Below are 18,030 nucleotides of genomic sequence, written 5' to 3'. Positions count from 1 at the left end.
TCTCGGTGGGCTGAATCACACGCAGATCACGCACCAATTTGGTTAACGATTTCGCCGCAAAATGTATAGCTGAGCTTGGTATATGCCTTGTTCAGCGCATGTCAGCGAACAGGGACGGCGCGCTATCCGGCGCCAGAGACGCTCAGCGCCCAGAACACCAGCGCGTTGACGGCCAGGAAGGCCGGCAAAGAGATCGCGAAGGCGCGCCCCCGCCGGCGTCTGGGTGCCGCGAAGGGCAACACCAGGGCCCAGAAGAGGCTCACCGGCACGGAGATGAGCACCCCGAAGATGATTCCGTAGCCGTGCGGATCGGTGGCCGGATTCGTGTCGAAGGCCGAACTGAGCACGCCGTAGACGACCAGCGCCCAGAACGCCACAGCGCCACCGCCGATGACCGCCGCGACCCAGCGGATGCCCACCATGACCGGATCATGCCGCGCGGCCGCCGACGGCGACTGGATGAAGGCCCGCGGACCGTACCGGTCGACCCACTCGTGTGGGTATTCCTCTGGCGGTGTCTGCTCCACGGCAACCCCCCGGTTCGGCGTTCTCACCAGGATATGGCCGGAGCCGGGGGCTGACAGTCACCCGTGTTCGAAAGTCAGACGGCCATCGCGACGGATTGTCCGGCCAATGGTTCGTACACCGCGTATTGGAACAAGACGTCGAGGATCACCTGGGCCACTGGGTCCCACGGCATCGATTGCACCCAGTCGGTCGAGGTGAACGGCAGCACCACGGCGGTGGCGGGGCCCGACGGGGTGGGGATCTCGATGCTGTCCTGCGGCGCGCCGTACACACCGGTTTGCGTGCCGTTGTACATGTCGTTGATCCAGCCGGACGAAATCGTCTTGACCGCATCGATGTTCCGCGGTTGCGAGAAGCCGGCGATGGCGTACTCGGCGAACTGCAGGATGGGGTTTGCACCCTGCAGGCCGTCGATGTGACGCCCCCCGACCAGCATGACGCCGTTGAACATGTCGGGCCGGGCGGCCTGCAGTTCATCACCGGCGACGCCGCCGAGACTCCACACGTAACGCTCGGACGAAATAAGCAGCACGGGACGGTAATTGGCGCCCGTCAGCTTGCTCAGCGCGTCGGGCATGTCCTGGTGGGTGTCCACTCCATCGAGCAGGACCACCCCGGCCAGGTCGTCGACTGCGCCGTTGTCGACCATGCGGCCGGCCGCTCCGGTGACCAGCATGCCGCCCAGGGAGTGGCCGACCAGGACGAACTTGGATGGCAGCGTGACGGGGTGGCCTGCCGCCGCACTTGCACTCGCGGTCAGCTCGGCCCGGTCATCGACGAACAGATCGGCCACGGACTGCTGCATCGGTTCGCCGCCGAGCCATTCGGCTCGTGGGTCGAACAGGTTTGACGACAGCGTGGGGGCGACCACGATGCTGTTGGTCGACTCAGCCAGGTACGCCGCGGTGTAGCTGTACATCGGGCCCGTCGCCATGAAGCCGTGCTGTAGGTAGATGACGCCCGTCGCGGAGTCCGGGTCCTCGGGGAAATACCAGTCGGCCCGCACGGTCTGGTCGGTGCCCGGCATGTCCAGCGTCGAGGTGCGGACGGTGACAGTGCTACCCGGCGGGAGCACCGGCGGGCCCGAGAACACCTGCAGCGCAGCACCGATCACGTTGAACACCACCGAGCCGACGATGTTCACCAACGGGGCGGGCCTCGGCGCGGTGGCCGGGGACCCGACGGCTGCGGCCAGTTGGACCGTCGGCGGCTCCAGCCGTTGATCGGCAACGGTTTTCGAGATCCTGTCCGTGACCTTGGCGAGCAGGGCGGGACGGTCGGGAACGGTCTGGGGCGCCGTCTTCTGGGCGACTCGTTGGGTGACGGCTTCGATCGCATCGGCGATCGGGGGTGTCGCCTTCTCGGCGGGTGCGGTATCGACGGGTGGGATATCGGCGACTTCGGGAATCTCCGGCGCCTCAGGCTTGGCCGCAAGCTTGGGCCGTGGACGTGATCGCACGGTCCGGGTCTTCGGGGTGCGGTCGGCGACCTCGGCCAGCGCCGCGCGGGTCCGCTCGGCGATGCCGTCGACCAGGTTGTGGACGGCCGCACGCGTCGGCAGCGACCTCAGCACGGGCCTGGGCAGCGACAGCTGCGGGCGCTCGTTGGACGCGGCCCCGGCGGCTTGCCTCGGTTTCTGCTTACGTAGGCCGTGGTGGGCGACCTTGGCCCGTTGCTTCGTCGTCTTGTCAGAGTCGTTGGCGGACTGCGTGGTTGATTTCTCCCGACCTGGATCGGCATGCGACGTCGCGACGGTGCCGCCGATCAGTCCCATCCACAGGGCGACCAGCAGCACGCCCCACCCGATCGTCGTGAACCCATGAATTGCCCGCCCCGGTTTGATCACGCAGGCACGCTAACCGGCCCCGGCGGCCACCCGCAGGAAAATACACAAATTCGTTCAAATGTTTCTTTAACGGGTCGTGTCCGCCGGGGCACCGCGACTCGTCGGGCATACTGAGACCCCACAACGCAGCCGAGCAGGACAGTCGATTGTCAGCACCACAACGCCGACCCCGGGGACGTCCGGTAGGTGGCGGCAACACCGCCGAGCAGTCCCGCGAGGTGTTGATGGATGCCGCCGAGCACCTGTTCGTCACCCGCGGGTACCGAGCCTCGACCATGGAGGTGATCGCCCACGAGGCGGGCTATTCGCGGACCGCGATCTACCGCCAGTTCGCCAACCGCAACGAGCTGATCGCGGCCATGGTGCAGCGCACCACCCAGCGGCATATGGCCTCGATCCTCACCCGGATCCCCAAGGGGGCCGGTCCGGTCGATCTGCTGGTCGAGAGCTTGGTGATCGTCGCGACCGAGTTGGTGTCCGATCCGCTGCTCAACACGATCGCCGACCAGACCGCCGAGGGCACGATCGCGTCACTGATCGCCAACGACCCGCGCCTGACCGAGTTGGTGCAGACCACGATCGAGGCCATGATCGCCGATGACGCCGGCCAGTTCCGGTCCGGTTTGCAGGCACATGACCTGGCGCAGTACATCATTGCGACCGCACTCGGTTTCCTGGTGAATGCCGTCCCGGTACGCAACGATCCCGCCGTAGCGCGGGACTACATCGAGACGTTCATCCTGCCCGCCATCGTGAAGAAGCCACCACCGCCGCGGCAGGTGTTCTGAGTAGCCCACGTTCACTCACGTTCGCCGCCATAGGAACTGGAATCCTCCAGGATGGCCTGCAGCTTGTTCCCCGGGTCTGAACCCAGTCCATCGCGGCCCTCGAGGCGCAGATCTGGCGCGCTGGTGTTCTTGTCTCCCAACGGCAGTCCGTCGGGCCCGACCGGCCCGAGGATCTGCGCAGGATTCGGCGCGGCCGGGTCGGCCACTTGCAATGGGCCGTCGCCAGGGCCGCCAGGCGGTTGCTCACCTGACGGGCCCGGCGGTGGCGGCGGCGCTTCGGGCAGGTTCTCACCAGGCAACGCCGGCAACGGCGGGGTCTCGGTTGCCGTCTGACCACCGCCCGGTGCGAGCGGCGGTAGCTCGGGAGCCCCGCCCTGTCCGACCGGCGGGAGGGCAGGGGCCGCCCCCGGCCCCTGCGGCGGAGGGGGCGCACCTTGACCCGGATCCTGGCCGGGCGCCTGCTGCTGACCGGGAATCAGGCCCGGGCCCTGTCCCGGATTCTCCCCTTGGCCAATGCCTTGACCCGGCGGGGGCGGCAGGGCCGGCGGCGGCGGAGGTGGTTCGGGGGTCACCACGGCGGGACCTGTCGGTCGCGGCGGGGGCGGGGCATGCAGCGCGGCCAGTTTGCGGTCCAGCCGCGGTTTGGCGTCCGCACGCACTGCCCGTCGTTCTTCGTTGGGATCGGTGTTGTACAGGAAGCACCCGTCGGGGGCGTCTTTCACCACGCTCAGGGCTGAGTTGTACAGCCGGTCGGCATCGTCGGGACGTCCGGACCGTACGGCCAGGTCGGCCAGCGTTTCCCGCACGAGTTCGAGATTGATCCGCACCGGGCAGGAGTCGTCGCCGTCGAAGCGTTCCAGCGCGTCGCTGAACCGTGCTTCGGCGTCGTTCAGTTTCCCTTCCAGGACAAGCAGATCGGCTTCGGCGAACGCGATGTTGCCGGGTTCGATCACCCCGAACTTTTTCAGTTTGTCGACATCGATGCGCAACGCCTCGATGTCGTGCCGGTCGAACGAGTCCACGGCGGAATTCCCGACCATCACCACCGAGATCAGCCCGGCGACGACGAGCGCCAGCAAGGCGGCCACGGGTGCGGTGTAGAGGAACAGTCTGCGGCGCAGTCGCAGCCGCCGCTGTGACGGATTGAACCACGCCACGGTTCGCGCCCGGGCGATCCGCAGGTAGTGCCGCAGGAACCCGACGATCTGGCCCAGAATCTGGTTCGGCTTCTGACGCAACATTATTGGGCCACCACATCCTCAGCGGTGAGGTCGCTGCGAGACAGCCGATTACGCCGAACTTCTCGGACCATCAACACGGCCTCTATCGACAGCAGTGCCGCACTGATCAACGCGAACACCCAGTACCACTCGGTGCGCCCGACCAGCGGATCCCCGTCACCGGTGACATCGCCACCGTCGACCATGCCGCCCGAAGCCACCGGCGGTAGCACCGGCACGATCTCTTGGCCGGCCTCGCGGTGAAAGTATTTGACGCCAAGGCTCTTCGCGATGTCCTGTAGTCGGGCCTCGTCGAGCCCGGACCGGATGATCGCTCCGGTGTTCGGGTCACCCAGGTAGTTCTTGCGCCCGTTGGCATAGCTGTGGGGAATCGGGCCACCGGCCGGGGTGCCGTATCCCAGCACCGCGCCGCCCTTGAAGAGGTCTTCGGAGATGTCGAACGCGCCCGGTTTGGCCTGGTCGCCCTTGGCCCCGTCACCGAAGTAGAACACCAGGCTCTTCGACTCGGGGTAGGCCTTCTTCGCTGCTGCCAGTTGTTCGCGCAGCAGACCATTGGCGGCCACCGGATCGATGAAATTGTAGGAGTCATAGGGTGTCAGCGAATACGCCGAGAGGTTCTTGACGTAGGCCTCGAAGCTGTCGGTATCGGGCGAGAGCGGCCAATTGACCTTGGCCTTGGTGGCGAACCCGATCATATTGAACCGCGCTGTTCGGTACTTCTCCATCAACGCGGCGATGTCGGCGCGGATGCCCTCCATGCGCGCCTGCCCGTTCCCGTAATCGGGTATGCGCGAAGTCACGGATCGATCGACGACGAAGAACACGTTGATGTCGGAGACCGCACCGCCTGCGGCAGACGCCTTGCGATCGCCCTCGTCGGCAACCCCGGGACGAAATGCCGCCAGGACCAGGAACAGCGCGGCGAATGTCAGTCCGAGCCAACGCAATACGACGGGACGGTAACGGCCCGGTGTGGTGCGCACCAGCAGCTGATAGAGCGTGAACACCCGCACGGCCACGATCAGGAAAGCCAGGATCGCGAGCAGGTAGACCGGCAGGACCGGGGCGAAGTTCATCGGCGCAGCACCCCCAGCCCGATGGACAGGGCCAACGCCGCCACCACCGCGATCGACAGCGGCACCGCCGGGATGTCGAAGTGTCGCTTCGAGTCCTGGTTGACCCCGAGGTAACGCGGTGCCGGCGGATCGTCGTTGATCTTGTCGAGGGCGCGATCGAGGATGTCGTTGGCGCCGTCCGAGGATCCGGTGCCCGCCGGGTTGTAGAGCGAGAAATGACCCCTGGTGGCGTCGGCCAGTGCGCGCAGGGAGTCGTTGCCGGTCTGGCTGATCTGCCCGACGTCGGCCCGGGAAATGGCGTTGATCTGTATCCCTTCGCGCTGCGCCAGGGCCAGCACCTGGGATTGGTCGTAGACCGAGGGCCGCTTCTCGTCGTCGGCGCGGAACTTGCTGTATCCGATGTAGACCAGTTGGCGGCGGTGGGAGTCGCTGCTGTTGCCGAACCCCGACAGGCACATGGCCAGGGTGTCTTCGAGGCTCGGCGCGTAGTCGACGTATTTGATGGGCCGGGCGAATGCTTCGAGCCCGGCTGCGAGTTCGAGCTTCTGCTCGACCGCCACGTTCTGGTGGGTGTCGATTTTCTGCTGAATCCCGGCCAGGCCGGCGAAGTAACGCATCCGCTGCTCGGCGAAGGCGCTGTCACGGGTCATGGGCAGTGCCCGCAGGTTCTGGGACGTGATACCGAACGAGGTGGCCGTGGAGTCCTTGGCTTGCCCGGCCCAGTAATTGAGGAAATCGGCGGTGGTCGGATCATTGGCAGGTTGCCCTACACACAGCATGACGTCGCGGGGGTAGCTCGCGTCGTAGCCGTCGTTGGCCGTGGCGAGCTTTTGGGGACGGGCCGCCGCGACGATGGCGCCCAGGAAGGCGATCGCCACCATCGAGCCGACGACAGCCATCGAGATCAGGTAGATGCGCTGCACCCGAGCGAATTCGGGCAACCGGGTCAGGCGGGTCGCGTTGGCCAGCGGCCGCATCCTGCGCTGCACCTTGGCCACCGGCAGTCGCCAGGCGATGGCCACGGCGATGGCGAGGCCCAGCACGCCGATCAGCAGCAGCCAGGTCCATCTCAGGTCCATGCGTGGATCATCTCCTCGGCCGAACGTCCCAAAGCCAGTACGTCAGCGCGGGATTCGGGATTGAACTGCGCATCGTGCAAGAGCGTCAGCAGTGGGACGGCGTCGGACAACTCGCCCTGGGCGAGGTACTCGGTCAGCAGGTTCTTGGCGTACACCCCGGTGCGCAGGTACAGGAAGCTGCGCAGTGTGTGGTTGTAGGCGGTGGCGGCGTCTTCCCGGGACAGCTCACGTCTGCCGTAACGCGCGGTCGTCTCTTCGATCGCCCGGGTGAATCGGCGCCGGATCAGTTGGGCATGCCAGTCGCGTAGGACGGGGATGGACCGCAGCCGTTGCGGCGGCAGCGTCCAGATCACCACGCCGGCGCACCAGGCGATCAGCGCCACGACGATCAGGGCGGCCAGCACCAGCCACCATCCCGACGGGGCCAGCGGTCCGCCGATGAACCTCAGCAGGTCATCACCGGGCATTGCTGTACACCTCCGTCAGATGCGTGATCCTGTTGCGCACTTCGAGGCTGCCGCCGATCCGGACGAAAGGCACTGCCATCCTGTCGAAGAACCCGTCGAGATCGACCATCCGTTGCTGCTCGGCCCGGCGGTAGGCGTCGACGACGGCACGGCCCAATGTGGTGCCGTCGGGGATGAACCGTCCGGTGCCCACGTCGTAGCCGTCCATCTCGCCCTGCTCCGCGCCGACGGCCGGCATGTCCGATATCGCCACCCACAGCAGCTCGTGACGGCCGGCCAGTCGCTTGACGGCTTCCTCCAGCTCGGTGGAGATCTCCGGCTCATCGGCGATGACGACCATCAACAGCCGCGCACGATGGCTGTGGGCGACGTAGTTCAGCTGCGTGACGATGCGGCTTTCCCCGACGTCGCCGACGCTGTGCGCCGCGAGCTGCTCGAGCATCCCCTCGATGTGGTTCTCGCCCTTGCGGCTTCGCACGGTGGCGCTGCCGCGGGCATCGCCGTAGACCAGGCCGAGCTCATCGGAGCGGCTCATGCTGATCATTCCGACGACACCGGCCACCACACCGGCGATGTCGCGCTTGAACTCACCACTGGGCGCCAGGGCGGACATGTTGCGTCCCGTGTCGCACACCAACAGGATCTTGTGGTGCTTCTCGGTGACGAATTTCGTGACCAGGGTGTCGCCGGCTCGGGCCGTGGCCTTCCAGTTGATGTCGCGGATGTCGTCGCCGGGCACATACGGACGCAGATCGTCGAACTCCAGCGTGCGAGTGTGCAGCAATGCATGCTTGCCGCCTTGCAGCATGCTGCGACTGACATTGCCGAAGTACTGCCGCGCGCGGTTGAGGTGCCTACCCATCGCCGGACTATCCGGGCACCGGGACCGCTTGCAGCACCTGATCGATCACGGACTCCGGGGTGACCTTGGCGCTGACTGCCTCGAATCCGAGGATGAGCCGATGCCGCAACACCCGGTAGGCCACCTTGTGGATGTCCGGCGGCAGAACGTGATTGCGGCCGGCGATCAGCGCGGCGGCGCGTGCGGCGTTGACGAAGGCGATCGTGGCGCGGGGGCTGGCGCCGTACTCGATGAACCGGGCCACCTCCGGGCGCAGGAACTGGTGCGGTTCGCGGGTGACGTGCACCAGCCGGCTCACGTACTGCATCAGCACCGGGTCCATGTGCACGTTGCGCGTGGTGAGTTGCAGTCGCCGAATCGTTTCCAGGTTCACCACCGGGCGCGGCACCCCGGTCCGGTCGTACACCCCACGGTCTCGGCGCTGCAGCACCTCGACCTCTTCTTCGGGGGTCGGGTAACGCAGCACCTCTTTGAGCATGAACCGGTCGGTCTGGGCTTCCGACAGCGGATACGTGCCCTCCTGGTCGACGGGGTTCTGGGTGGCGATCACCAGGAAGGGTTCGGGCAGTGGGTATGTCGTTCCGGCGATGGTGGTCTGGCGTTCCTCCATCGCTTCGAGCATGGCGCTCTGCGATTTCGAGCTGGACCGGTTGATCTCGTCGAGCAGCACGATGTTGGCGTGCACGGGGCCCAGCTGGGTCTTGAACTCCGCGGTGGTGGCGTCGTAGATCTGGGTTCCCAGAATGTCGCTGGGCAGCAGGTCCGGCGTGCACTGGATCCGCTGGAAGGTTCCCGCGATCGCATCCGAAAGGGTGCGGGCCGCCGTGGTTTTCGCCAGGCCCGGCACGCTTTCGAGCAGAATGTGCCCGCCGCCCAGCAAGCCGATCAGCAGCGTCTCGCGCAGCTGCTCCTGCCCGACCACCTTGGCGCCGAAGGCGTAGCCGATCTCGCGTACCGCCTGCATCGCGAGTTGTAGTTCCTGATTACCGGGCTGAACCCGGTTGGTCAGTGTCGTACGTTCCCCCGCATCCACGCCGGGCTGTTGGAGTTCCACTCGGTGATCCTTACTCGTAGGTGTAGGTCGGGGGATTCTTGGTGAGGTCGACGTAGCCGCCGAGCTCCACCCGCACGTTCTCGTCGTCGATGTTGAACATCGGCTCGGTGGACCGCGCGGACAGCTTCATGTCGACCGCGCCCGTGACGGTTGCGTGGCCGCTGAGCCCGTCACCGAAGACTCCCGGTGGCATCCGCAGCCTCACCCTGTCGGCGTTGCTCGGCGCGGTCCAGCGCGCACTGCCGTCGATCAGGCGGTAGGAGGCGCGGCTGGCATCCATGGGGCAGTTGGGCGGGGCCAGGGAGGTGGATTTCGCGCACTCGGTCATGGCCTCCAGAATCGCCTTGTCGGCGGCTTCCTTACCCGCGTCGCTGACTTCCAGCTCGTAATCGGCGTCCTCTTCAGGCTGCTTGTACGACGCCCCCGACTGCAGGTAGGAATCCCGGCGGTATGTCAGGGTGATGTTGGGGTTCGAGCTGCTCACTTCTATCGCACCGGGAAAGAGGTAGGCGATGCCCGACGACGGCAGCGGTTTCCCGAAGATGCTGAACGAATCCAGCAACGCCGTGGAACCTTTGGCTTTCTCTTTCTCGAAATTCAGTGCGTAGGTTGGGTATTCGACCTTGTAGGTACCGTCGCCAGATTGTTTGACGGGGATTTCCTGGTCTACGGCCTGATCGCCGAAGTTGGCCAGGACATGCACCGAGCTGGAATCCTCACCGAGGATCTTGATGTCGGTGATCGGCATCTTGTCGATCTGCTTCTTGAGCACGTCGTCGGTGAGGTAGGTCTTGTCGGGGGGCTGGTTGAGCCCGAACGACAGCGCCTTGTCCGCGTTGCCTTTTGCCAGTGCCTTCAGGTAGCCCTCGACGGCACCACTGGCAGTCGTGGCATCCGGGCCGGATGCACCGACCACCACGATGATCCCGACCACCACCGCGACCACGAGCACCACGGCGCCGGCGATCATGCCGAACAGCTTGCGGCGATTCTTGGGTGGGGTGCGGTAGGAGGGGGGATCGAATGACGGGGCGCCGAACGGGCTAGCACCAGATGGAAAAGCCGCATTTCCTTGAGGATTCGTGTATCCGCCGGTGAACGGCGGGGCTCCGGGGGGTGTGGCACCGAACGCCGGGCCCGGTGAAAACGGCCCCGGGACCGGCGACGGCGGGCGGGCCGGGGGCGGAAAGCCTTGGGGCGGCTGAGATGCATCGCCGCCGATGGGATTGTCTCCCCCGAAGTTGGTCACAGCATCTCCCGCTCGGTCGACGTCATCTTCACTAGTTCGTAGAAACTGTCGGCGGTTGCACGCCGATGTTCACCTCGACCTGGTCCGAGATGCTCAGGGAGTTGTCGATGACCCGCCCGGTCCTCTTCTCGACGGCGGTGAAGGGCACGTTGAGGCCGCCCACCTGGACCACAGTTGTGTGATCGGGAAGCCGGAAGATGTCCGGGGGCAAGTCGACCGGGCCGCGCACACGCATCGTGCTCATGTCGTAGGTGTCGGTCCAGGTTCCGGTGAGGATGTCTCCGCACCCGGTGTGATCACCCGGGTTGAAGCACTTGTTGATCCAGGCCAGCACGGCGTCCTGCGCCGCTTTGAGTCCATCGGGGCCCATCGAGAACTTCGGCTTCACGCCCGTGTCCTTGAATGCAGAAACGTCGTCGAGGGTGGTCGGTGGCAGCTCGTTGACCTTGACATACGGTGTGGCTGTGCCCATTTCGAGGTAGCCCGGAAAGACGTAGAAGTGCCGGCTCTGCGGCAGCGGCTTGCCGAACACGGTCAACGCCTCGGCCGCCTCGGGGTCTCCGTAGCCGTGGATCTCTTCGGTGGTGGCATCGACGAACGCCGCCGAGAGCTTCCACTGGTTGTCGACCACGACCATGTCGAGCTTTCCTTCGGTGCGCTGGCCACCGAACTTCGCGGCAACCTTCACCACGGCAGTCCGCTTGTCGGTGTCGGGTTTCCTGCCCTCCTCCCCGATCACCTGCACCTCGGTGATGGGCAACTTGTCCAGCTGCTTCTTCAAGATGTCACTGGTCAGAAAGTCGGTGGTCGCCGGTTGAGTGGCGCTGAGGTCCAGCGCCGCCTGCGCGTCGCCTCGCGACAGGGCTTCCATGTAGGCCTTGGCGACCTCCGTCGGCGCGCCGTCGGGATTGAAACTGGCGCCCTCATCCCCCTTGCCCAACAGGAACGCCACGATGACGCCGATCACCGCGAGAACGGCCACCGTAGCCGCGGCGGTGATGATCAGTGGTTTGCGGTTCTTGGCCGGCCGCGTCCTCCCGCCGCCGGGCGGGAACGAAGGACCGCCGAAGCCTGGTTGCGGGGCGGGCTGGTCGAAACGTGGAGGCGGCGCAGCGCCCTGGGACGGGTTCGGCCCGGGCCAGTCAGCGAAATTCGTCACGTTGGTTTCTCCGCGCTCAGGCTCTGTCGAAATCGATTACGGGCGGGTTCTCGGTCATGTCGGCGGTGCCGAAGACGGACGCCAAGAACGTCCCCGTTTCCGTCGAGCCCGACTCGGTGCGAACGGAGATACCGAATTCGGCGTTGCCGATGATCTTGACCTTGCCCGTCTTCTCATCCATGAAGTTGATGGTGATGGCGTCGAGGTCGGACGGAGCTGTCCATTGCGCGGAGTCGGGCACGAAGTCGGACCGAGCGGCCTTGTTCGGGCATTTCGGCGGCTCGAGACTGCTGCTCTCGGCGCACTTTTCCAACGCCTTCTTCAACTCGTCCCGCACAATCTGGCGGCCGTCGTCGCTGACCTTGATGTCGGGGTAGACCACTCTGCTCATGGTCGAGATCTCATACAGAGTCGGGTCGGCGTTGCCCACGGCCGGCGAGTTGTCCACCTCCAGGGCCGGGTTCGAACTACCCATCTCGACCAGTCCGGGGAACACATAAGCCTTGCCGCTCTTGGGAACAGGCTTGTCCCAGACCGTGATGGACTTGGCCAGATCGGGATTCATGTCGTCGATCTTGAATTCGACTGACATCGCCGCCGAATCCAACTTCCACCCCTGCCCTGGTGGCGGCTTTTCCAGCACGATGCGCTCGTCGCTGTCGACGCCTCCGACTTTCGCGATGACGTGCACCATGGCACCGCCGCTGGTCGTGGGGATGTCGCCGAGAATCTTGACGTCGGTGATGGGGAACTTCTCCATCTGCTTTTTGAGGATCTCGTCGGTGAGCATCGAGGTGTCCGGCGGTTGATCGCGGCCCAGCGACAACGCTGTCTTCGCATCGCCACGCTGCAAGGCCTCCAAATAGGCCGTCACCGCCTCGCCGGCTTTACCGGTGCCGCCGTCGTACTCACCGCCGCCGCTGAACACCACGACGCCACCGACGATCAGTGCTACCGCCACGACGCCGGCGCCCGCGCCGAGCAGGATCCGGCGGCCCCGCTTGGTGGACGGAAGCCTCAGGAATGGTTTGCGCGCAGGCTTGGGGGTGGGCATCGGGATATATCCGGGGCCACCACCGGCGAACTGTGGTGGGGCGCCGTACGGACCCGGCTGCGGTGGACCGGCGCCCCACTGCGGGACGGGGGCCGGGGGCGGGGGCAGTGGCGGCGCACCGAACTGCTGCCCACCTGCGGGCCCCTGCGGGTACTGCGGCCCGGGGTTGGCGCCCCAGCCCGATTGCTGTGGTGGTGGTGGTCCTTGCGGGCCCGGGCCCGGTTGGCTGCCGAACGGGCCCGGGCCACCGAAGCCCCCGCCTGTCACGAGCTCGTCCCAACGATCAGCATGGACCGCACCGCATCCCCCGAATCCTCACCACCGACCAGACCTGCGCGCGGTGTCTGGTAGCCACACGGCGGTGACCGTGAGAATCCTAACCGCAGCTGGCGGGGTTCACAGGCACTAATTTCCTGATCGCCCCGGCTGCCGAATGAGCAGATTGCCGCGTTCGTACCCCGGGAACCTAGGGCAAGATCGACACGATCGACCGAACACGACGAGGGGGCGCGGTGCGGGCAGTGGTGGGTTTGCTTGGAACGGTTCTGCTGTTGGCAGGATGTTCACAGAGTGTCGATGGTTCGGCCGAGTCGTCCGAGGCGGCTCCGACGTCCTCGGCCGCGCAGGCTCCGGCCCCGGCAGCGGCGGATCCGGCCACCGTGGCGCGTGCGGCACTCCTGGGCCCTGGTGAACTGGGTGAGATCATCGGTGACACCGACGTGCAGCAGACCGCCACCTTCACTCAGCCCGGGCAGTCTTCGAATGGCATCGAGCCCCGTGACTGCGCGGCCCGCCTGCAGTTCCAGGAGGCGGTGGGTGCCGACGGCTATCAGGCCGTGGCGGGTGACGACAACCGCGGCACGCGGGGCCAGTCGGCCGCCCAGCTGATCCAGGTGTTTCCGCAGACCTCACCGGTGTGGCCGCAGGCCGGACGTCAGGCACTGCGGGTGGCCGGCAACACGGTCCGGATGATCAACGACGAGCAGTGCCACGAGGGTGTCGTGTTCACCACCACCGCCAAGGACGTCACCCAGCATTGGACGGCCGGGCCGGTCACCGCCGAAAACCCGGAAGCCCTTTCCGACCCGCGCCGCGACACCGCTCGCGGTGGCGGCGGTATCGCACGTCAGGAAGCGCCGGCCCGCAACTGCTACCACGCCGTCATGGCCCGCGGGAACGCCGTCGTCGAGTCGATCGTGTGCGGTGACGGCGATTCGCAGGCGCAGGCCAATCAGGTCATCGACCGCATCGCCGCCAAACTGCCCGCACCGAAGTAGGTGTGGCGGGCCTCAGCGCAGCGCGCTGCCCTTGACCCATTCGGTCCAGGGCACCGACCAGTCGCCGTTGTTGGTCATCTTGAGCGGGTCGCCGCCGGTGTTGCGGATCTCGACGATGTCGCCGGGCACGGAGAAGTTGTAGAACCACTCGGCGTTCTCGCCGCTGAGGTTCAGGCAGCCGTGGCTGACGTTCTCCTTGCCCTGGGCCCAGATCGTCGAGTTCAGCTGGTGCAGGTAGATGCCGTCGATGCTGATGCGGGTGGCCCACGGGATCGTCGTCTTGTAGCCGAGCCGCGAGTTGACCGGCAGGCCGTAGGTCGAGGAGTCCATGACCACCGGGTTGGCCTTGTCCATCACGGTGTAGATGCCGCGCGGGGTCCAGAAGCTCATCGTGGTGCCGCCGACGGTTTCGGTGCCGCCCATGCCCATGGAGGTGGGCATGGTGCGTACGAGCTTGCCGTTGTCGTAGACCCTGACCTGCTTGTCGGTGTCGTCGGCGATGGTGACGTGCGAGGCGCCGATGGTGAACGACACCTTCTCGTCTTGCGCGCCGTAGAGGTCGTCGCCGAGTTTGGCGCCGTAGATGCCGGCGTCGACGGTGACCTTGGTGCCCGGGGCGTAGTACTTCTGCGGACGCCAGTGCGCGGTCTGGTCGTCGATCCAGTTCCACGAGCCGAGGGCCTTGGGCTCGGTGATCACCTTCATCCGGTTCTCGGCGGTGGCTTTGTCGGTGACCGGCTCGTCGAAGCGCGCGACGATCACCATGCCGACTCCGTAGGTGGCGCCGTCCTGCAGCGGGCTGTAGTTCGTGCCGTTGAGGTAGACGCGGGCCTGGTAACCGGGGGTCACGGTGGAGAAGGTGGTGGTCCTGCGGGTCGGCATCCCGCCCGGGCCGCGCGCATCGACCTTCAGGGTGTAGGTGCGGCCGTAGCCGAGTGTGGTGGTCGGCTTCCAGGTCCTGGCATCGGGGGTGAGGACGCCTGGAATCTCTTTGCCGGCGTCGTTGAGCATCGTCACCCTCGCCACGGTGCCGGTATCGGCGGTGACCATGACCCGGGCCAGTGGGTCGACCTCGGCGTCAGGCCTGGGGGTGATGGTCAATCTGGCCGGCTCGGTGGGTGAGGGCTGCGGGATGCCTTGTGGCGGCGCGGCCAACGTCTGACAGTGCTCGGCGCAGTCCGGCAGGGCCGAGACAACGACACCACCCGATACGGCCAGCACAGCAAGTGCGACCGCAAGGTAGGCACGACGAACAGACGTCAACATCACTCCAATGTGGTTCGGCGAGGGCCTGATTGATCCGTGTCCGTGATCGGAAGCCGATCGGTGCCTCAATCGTAGCCGGGCCACCTGTTCTTCGGCACAACGGCCACTGCGTGTGCGCGAGTCGTGATCGGGTCGTTGCTTCAGGTAACGACGTTCTGCAAGTACGTCATCGCCGCCGCGGGTTCCTCGGTGACGTAGACCAGATCTTCCAGCGGCAGGGGCAGGAAGCCGTCCTGCTCCATCCGTCGCAGCTGGATCACCAGGCCGTCGTAGAAGCCGGCGGTGTTCAGCAGCACCACGGGTTTGTCGTGGCGCCGGTGTTTGCGCAGCTCCAAGATTTCGGTGGCTTCGTCGAGGGTGCCCAGGCCCCCGGCCATCACCACCAGTGCGTCGGAGCGCGCCAGCAGCGTCGCCTTGCGCTCGGCGAGGTCCGCGGTGAACACCATCTCGTCGGCATCGCCCCGGGCCTGCTGTCGCAGGAACTCGACCGAGATCCCGATCAGCCGGCCACCGCTGTTCTGCACCCCGTCGGCCACAACCTTCATCAGTCCTTTGTCGGAGCCGCCCCACACCAGCGTGTGGCCTGCCTTGCCGAGGAGTTCGGCGAATGCGCGCGCCGGTTCGGTGTAGCGGTGGTCGAGGTCGGCGGCGGACAGGAAGACGCAGATGTTCATCACGAACGATCATGCCTTCGCCGGAGTGGTATCAAACCGGTATCATCGCGTCATGGGCATGACTCTGAGGACGAGTGACGCGCAGACAGAGGCACTTCGACAGCAGGCTGCCGCCGAAGGACGATCGATGCAGGCCGTTGCGCTGTCGGCGATTGACGAATACATCGCCCGACGCGCGCACCAGGCCAAGCTTTCATCCGTTCTGGATCGGGTGGTGGCCGAGGAGGCCGGAGTTCTGGAGCGCCTGAAGGACGCGTGATCGAGTACCTGGATCTCGACGACCTGCTCGAGATTGCGCGTCGTGCAGTGGGAGTCGACGTCAAGGTCGGGGACTACGGGTTGCTCGAATCGGCGCTGGCGCGGCCGCGGGCGTCGGTGTTCGGCGAAGACGCCTACCCGGACCTGCACCTCAAAGCCGCGGCACTGCTGCATTCCCTGGCCCGCAACCGCGCGCTTGTCGACGGCGACAAGAGGCTGGCGTGGACGGCGTGCCTGACTTTCCTCGGTATCAACGATCGGTGGATCACGGCGCCCGAAGATGACCGCTTCGATTTCGTGATCCGAGTGGCGACGGGCGAAGAGCCCAACCTGGACGACATCGCCGAGCAGCTTCGCGCGTGGAGCGACCCTTCCGAATAGCTGACACCGACCGCTCAATTACTGATTTACCCCTCAATCCCCATACCATCGCTAGTCGAGATGACCGACAAAGCACTCGATGACGCCCTGGTTCCCCAAGCCGCCAACACCGCCCAAGCTGCCAAGATCGCCGCCGAGGCGGCCCGCCGCCGCACCTTCGCCGTCATCAGCCACCCGGACGCCGGTAAGTCCACGCTGACCGAGGCGCTCGCGCTGCACGCCCGGGTGATCAACGAGGCCGGCGCGATCCACGGCAAGGCCGGCCGCAAGTCGACGGTGTCGGACTGGATGGACATGGAGAAGGCGCGCGGCATCTCGATCACCTCCACGGCGCTGCAGTTCCCGTACCGCGACTGCGTCATCAACCTGCTCGACACCCCGGGCCACGCCGACTTCTCCGAGGACACCTACCGGGTGCTGACCGCGGTGGACTGTGCGGTCATGCTCATCGACGCCGCGAAAGGTCTTGAGCCCCAGACCCTCAAGCTGTTCCAGGTGTGTAAGCACCGCGGCATCCCGATCATCACGGTGATCAACAAGTGGGACCGCCCGGGCCGGCACGCCCTGGAGTTGATGGACGAGATCCATGAGCGGATCGGGCTGCGCACCACTCCCCTGACCTGGCCGGTCGGTATCGCCGGGGACTTCAAGGGCGTGATGGATCGCCGGGAGAGCAAGTTCATCCGGTTCACCCGCACCGCAGGCGGGGCCACCGCCGCGCCCGAGGAGCACATCGCGGCCGCCGACGCGCACGCAGCCGCCGGCGATGACTGGGACACCGCGGTGGAGGAATCCGAGCTGCTGTCGGCAGACGGGTCCGACTACGACCGCGAGACGTTCCTGTCCGGCGAGTCCTCCCCGGTGCTGTTCACCTCCGCGGCGTTGAACTTCGGCGTGAACCAGTTGCTCGATGTGCTGGTCGAGCTGGCTCCGGCGCCCAGCGGGTCGGTCGATGTCGACGGCAACCGCCGGGCGGTGGACTCCCCGTTCAGCGCATTCGTGTTCAAGGTCCAGGCCGGTATGGATACCTCGCACCGCGATCGGATCGCCTATGCGCGGGTGGTGTCGGGGACGTTCGAGCGCGGCGACGTGCTCACCCACGCGGCCACCGGTAAGCCGTTCGTCACCAAGTACGCGCAGTCGGTGTTCGGTCAGCAGCGCTCCACGCTCGACGACGCCTGGCCCGGCGATGTGATCGGATTGGCCAACGCTGCCGCACTGCGCCCCGGCGACACCCTGTACCGCGACATCCCGGTGGTGTATCCGCCGATCCCGAGCTTTTCTCCCGAGCACTTCGCGGTCGCCCGCGGCACCGATCCCAGCAAGCACAAGCAGTTCCGCAAGGGAATCGAGCAGCTCGAGCAGGAAGGCGTGGTGCAGGTGCTGCGCTCGGACAAGCGTGGCGAGCAGGCGCCGGTGTTCGCCGCCGTCGGGCCGATGCAGTTCGAGGTGGCGGCCCACCGGATGGCCACCGAACTGAGCGCGCCCGTCGCGTTGGAGTCCCTGCCGTATCAGGTGGCGCGGGTGGTCTTGCCCGAGGACGCCGAGTTCGTCAACAAGCAGGTCTCCTGTGAGGTGTTGACGCGTACCGACGGCGTCATGCTCGTGCTGTTCTCGACGCCGTGGCGGCTGGAGGGTTTCCAGCGCGACAACCCCGACATCAAGCTCGGATCGTTGGTGGCCGCGGAGGGGTAAGCGCGATCCCGGTGATCTCGCAGTAAACCCCTGCAGCACAACCGATTATGAGCCTTTACTGAGCAGGGGTGGGCCC

General features: G+C 66.1%; 18 protein-coding genes. 5 read left to right on the top strand and 13 right to left on the bottom strand.

Going from position 1 to position 18,030, the window contains the following annotated elements; translation table 11 throughout:
* Positions 1-122: 122 nt before the first annotated feature.
* Positions 123-527: a hypothetical protein gene (locus E0T84_RS04645; RefSeq protein WP_138743933.1), complete on the bottom strand. Its 405-nt coding sequence runs from the start codon at positions 525-527 to the stop codon at positions 123-125.
* Positions 528-601: 74 nt separating this feature from the next.
* Positions 602-2,374 carry an alpha/beta hydrolase gene (locus E0T84_RS04640; RefSeq protein ID WP_138743932.1) on the bottom strand — a complete coding sequence of 591 codons (1,773 nt, stop codon included), beginning with the start codon at positions 2,372-2,374 and terminating at the stop codon, positions 602-604.
* Between the two features lie 146 nt (positions 2,375-2,520).
* On the opposite strand from E0T84_RS04640, the gene E0T84_RS04635 reads away from it, so the two are divergent.
* On the top strand, positions 2,521-3,162 hold the full coding sequence (locus E0T84_RS04635) for a TetR/AcrR family transcriptional regulator (protein WP_239252991.1): 642 nt from the start codon (positions 2,521-2,523) through the stop codon (positions 3,160-3,162).
* Between the two features lie 11 nt (positions 3,163-3,173).
* Here the strand turns inward: E0T84_RS04635 and E0T84_RS04630 are convergent, their stop codons facing one another.
* From E0T84_RS04630 to E0T84_RS04590, 9 genes are all read right to left on the bottom strand, one after another.
* Positions 3,174-4,403 (bottom strand): tetratricopeptide repeat protein, encoded by a 1,230-nt coding sequence (locus tag E0T84_RS04630; RefSeq protein ID WP_138743930.1) that lies wholly within the window; start codon positions 4,401-4,403, stop codon positions 3,174-3,176.
* Positions 4,403-5,479: a vWA domain-containing protein gene (locus E0T84_RS04625; protein WP_138743929.1), complete on the bottom strand. Its 1,077-nt coding sequence runs from the start codon at positions 5,477-5,479 to the stop codon at positions 4,403-4,405. Before E0T84_RS04625 ends, E0T84_RS04630 begins: the two co-directional genes overlap by 1 nt.
* Positions 5,476-6,558: a hypothetical protein gene (locus tag E0T84_RS04620; RefSeq protein WP_138743928.1), complete on the bottom strand. Its 1,083-nt coding sequence runs from the start codon at positions 6,556-6,558 to the stop codon at positions 5,476-5,478. The genes E0T84_RS04625 and E0T84_RS04620 overlap by 4 nt, the downstream gene beginning before the upstream one ends.
* Positions 6,549-7,025, bottom strand: coding sequence for a hypothetical protein (locus E0T84_RS04615; protein WP_070946264.1), 477 nt, complete (start codon positions 7,023-7,025; stop codon positions 6,549-6,551). Before E0T84_RS04615 ends, E0T84_RS04620 begins: the two co-directional genes overlap by 10 nt.
* Positions 7,015-7,887, bottom strand: coding sequence for a DUF58 domain-containing protein (locus tag E0T84_RS04610; RefSeq protein WP_138743927.1), 873 nt, complete (start codon positions 7,885-7,887; stop codon positions 7,015-7,017). Before E0T84_RS04610 ends, E0T84_RS04615 begins: the two co-directional genes overlap by 11 nt.
* A gap of 7 nt (positions 7,888-7,894) precedes the next feature.
* The gene (locus E0T84_RS04605) at positions 7,895-8,851 is read right to left on the bottom strand and encodes a MoxR family ATPase (RefSeq protein WP_070184935.1); all 957 of its coding nucleotides are present in this window, start codon (positions 8,849-8,851) and stop codon (positions 7,895-7,897) included.
* A gap of 100 nt (positions 8,852-8,951) precedes the next feature.
* A complete protein-coding gene (locus E0T84_RS04600) occupies positions 8,952-9,911 on the bottom strand; it encodes a hypothetical protein (protein WP_138743926.1) in 960 nt (319 codons plus the stop codon).
* A 310-nt stretch (positions 9,912-10,221) separates the two neighbouring features.
* A complete protein-coding gene (locus E0T84_RS04595; protein WP_138743925.1) occupies positions 10,222-11,349 on the bottom strand; it encodes a DUF4878 domain-containing protein in 1,128 nt (375 codons plus the stop codon).
* A gap of 16 nt (positions 11,350-11,365) precedes the next feature.
* Positions 11,366-12,670, bottom strand: coding sequence for a hypothetical protein (locus E0T84_RS04590; RefSeq protein ID WP_138743924.1), 1,305 nt, complete (start codon positions 12,668-12,670; stop codon positions 11,366-11,368).
* Between the two features lie 254 nt (positions 12,671-12,924).
* On the opposite strand from E0T84_RS04590, the gene E0T84_RS04585 reads away from it, so the two are divergent.
* Positions 12,925-13,680: a sensor domain-containing protein gene (locus E0T84_RS04585; protein WP_171054915.1), complete on the top strand. Its 756-nt coding sequence runs from the start codon at positions 12,925-12,927 to the stop codon at positions 13,678-13,680.
* A gap of 12 nt (positions 13,681-13,692) precedes the next feature.
* Here the strand turns inward: E0T84_RS04585 and E0T84_RS04580 are convergent, their stop codons facing one another.
* The gene (locus E0T84_RS04580; RefSeq protein ID WP_138743922.1) at positions 13,693-14,949 is read right to left on the bottom strand and encodes an Ig-like domain-containing protein; all 1,257 of its coding nucleotides are present in this window, start codon (positions 14,947-14,949) and stop codon (positions 13,693-13,695) included.
* Between the two features lie 137 nt (positions 14,950-15,086).
* The gene (locus E0T84_RS04575; protein WP_138743921.1) at positions 15,087-15,620 is read right to left on the bottom strand and encodes a TIGR00730 family Rossman fold protein; all 534 of its coding nucleotides are present in this window, start codon (positions 15,618-15,620) and stop codon (positions 15,087-15,089) included.
* A gap of 52 nt (positions 15,621-15,672) precedes the next feature.
* Between E0T84_RS04575 and E0T84_RS04570 the strand changes: the two genes are divergently transcribed.
* The 3 genes from E0T84_RS04570 to E0T84_RS04560 are packed head-to-tail and all read left to right on the top strand — an operon-like array spanning position 15,673 to position 17,954.
* Positions 15,673-15,879, top strand: a complete 207-nt coding sequence (locus tag E0T84_RS04570; RefSeq protein ID WP_070187414.1) for a CopG family transcriptional regulator — start codon at positions 15,673-15,675, stop codon at positions 15,877-15,879.
* Complete coding sequence (locus tag E0T84_RS04565; RefSeq protein WP_070187413.1) at positions 15,876-16,259, top strand: type II toxin-antitoxin system death-on-curing family toxin; 384 nt, start codon at positions 15,876-15,878, stop codon at positions 16,257-16,259. Before E0T84_RS04570 ends, E0T84_RS04565 begins: the two co-directional genes overlap by 4 nt.
* A 60-nt stretch (positions 16,260-16,319) precedes the next feature.
* Positions 16,320-17,954, top strand: a complete 1,635-nt coding sequence (locus E0T84_RS04560; protein WP_138743920.1) for a peptide chain release factor 3 — start codon at positions 16,320-16,322, stop codon at positions 17,952-17,954.
* The last annotated feature ends 76 nt before the right edge of the window (positions 17,955-18,030 follow it).

The organism is Mycobacterium sp. DBP42, from assembly GCF_005924235.1.
GTDB classification, from domain to species: domain Bacteria; phylum Actinomycetota; class Actinomycetes; order Mycobacteriales; family Mycobacteriaceae; genus Mycobacterium; species Mycobacterium syngnathidarum.
The sequence above is the reverse complement of the archived record's forward strand: the minus strand, read 5'-3'. Positions and strand labels throughout refer to the sequence as shown.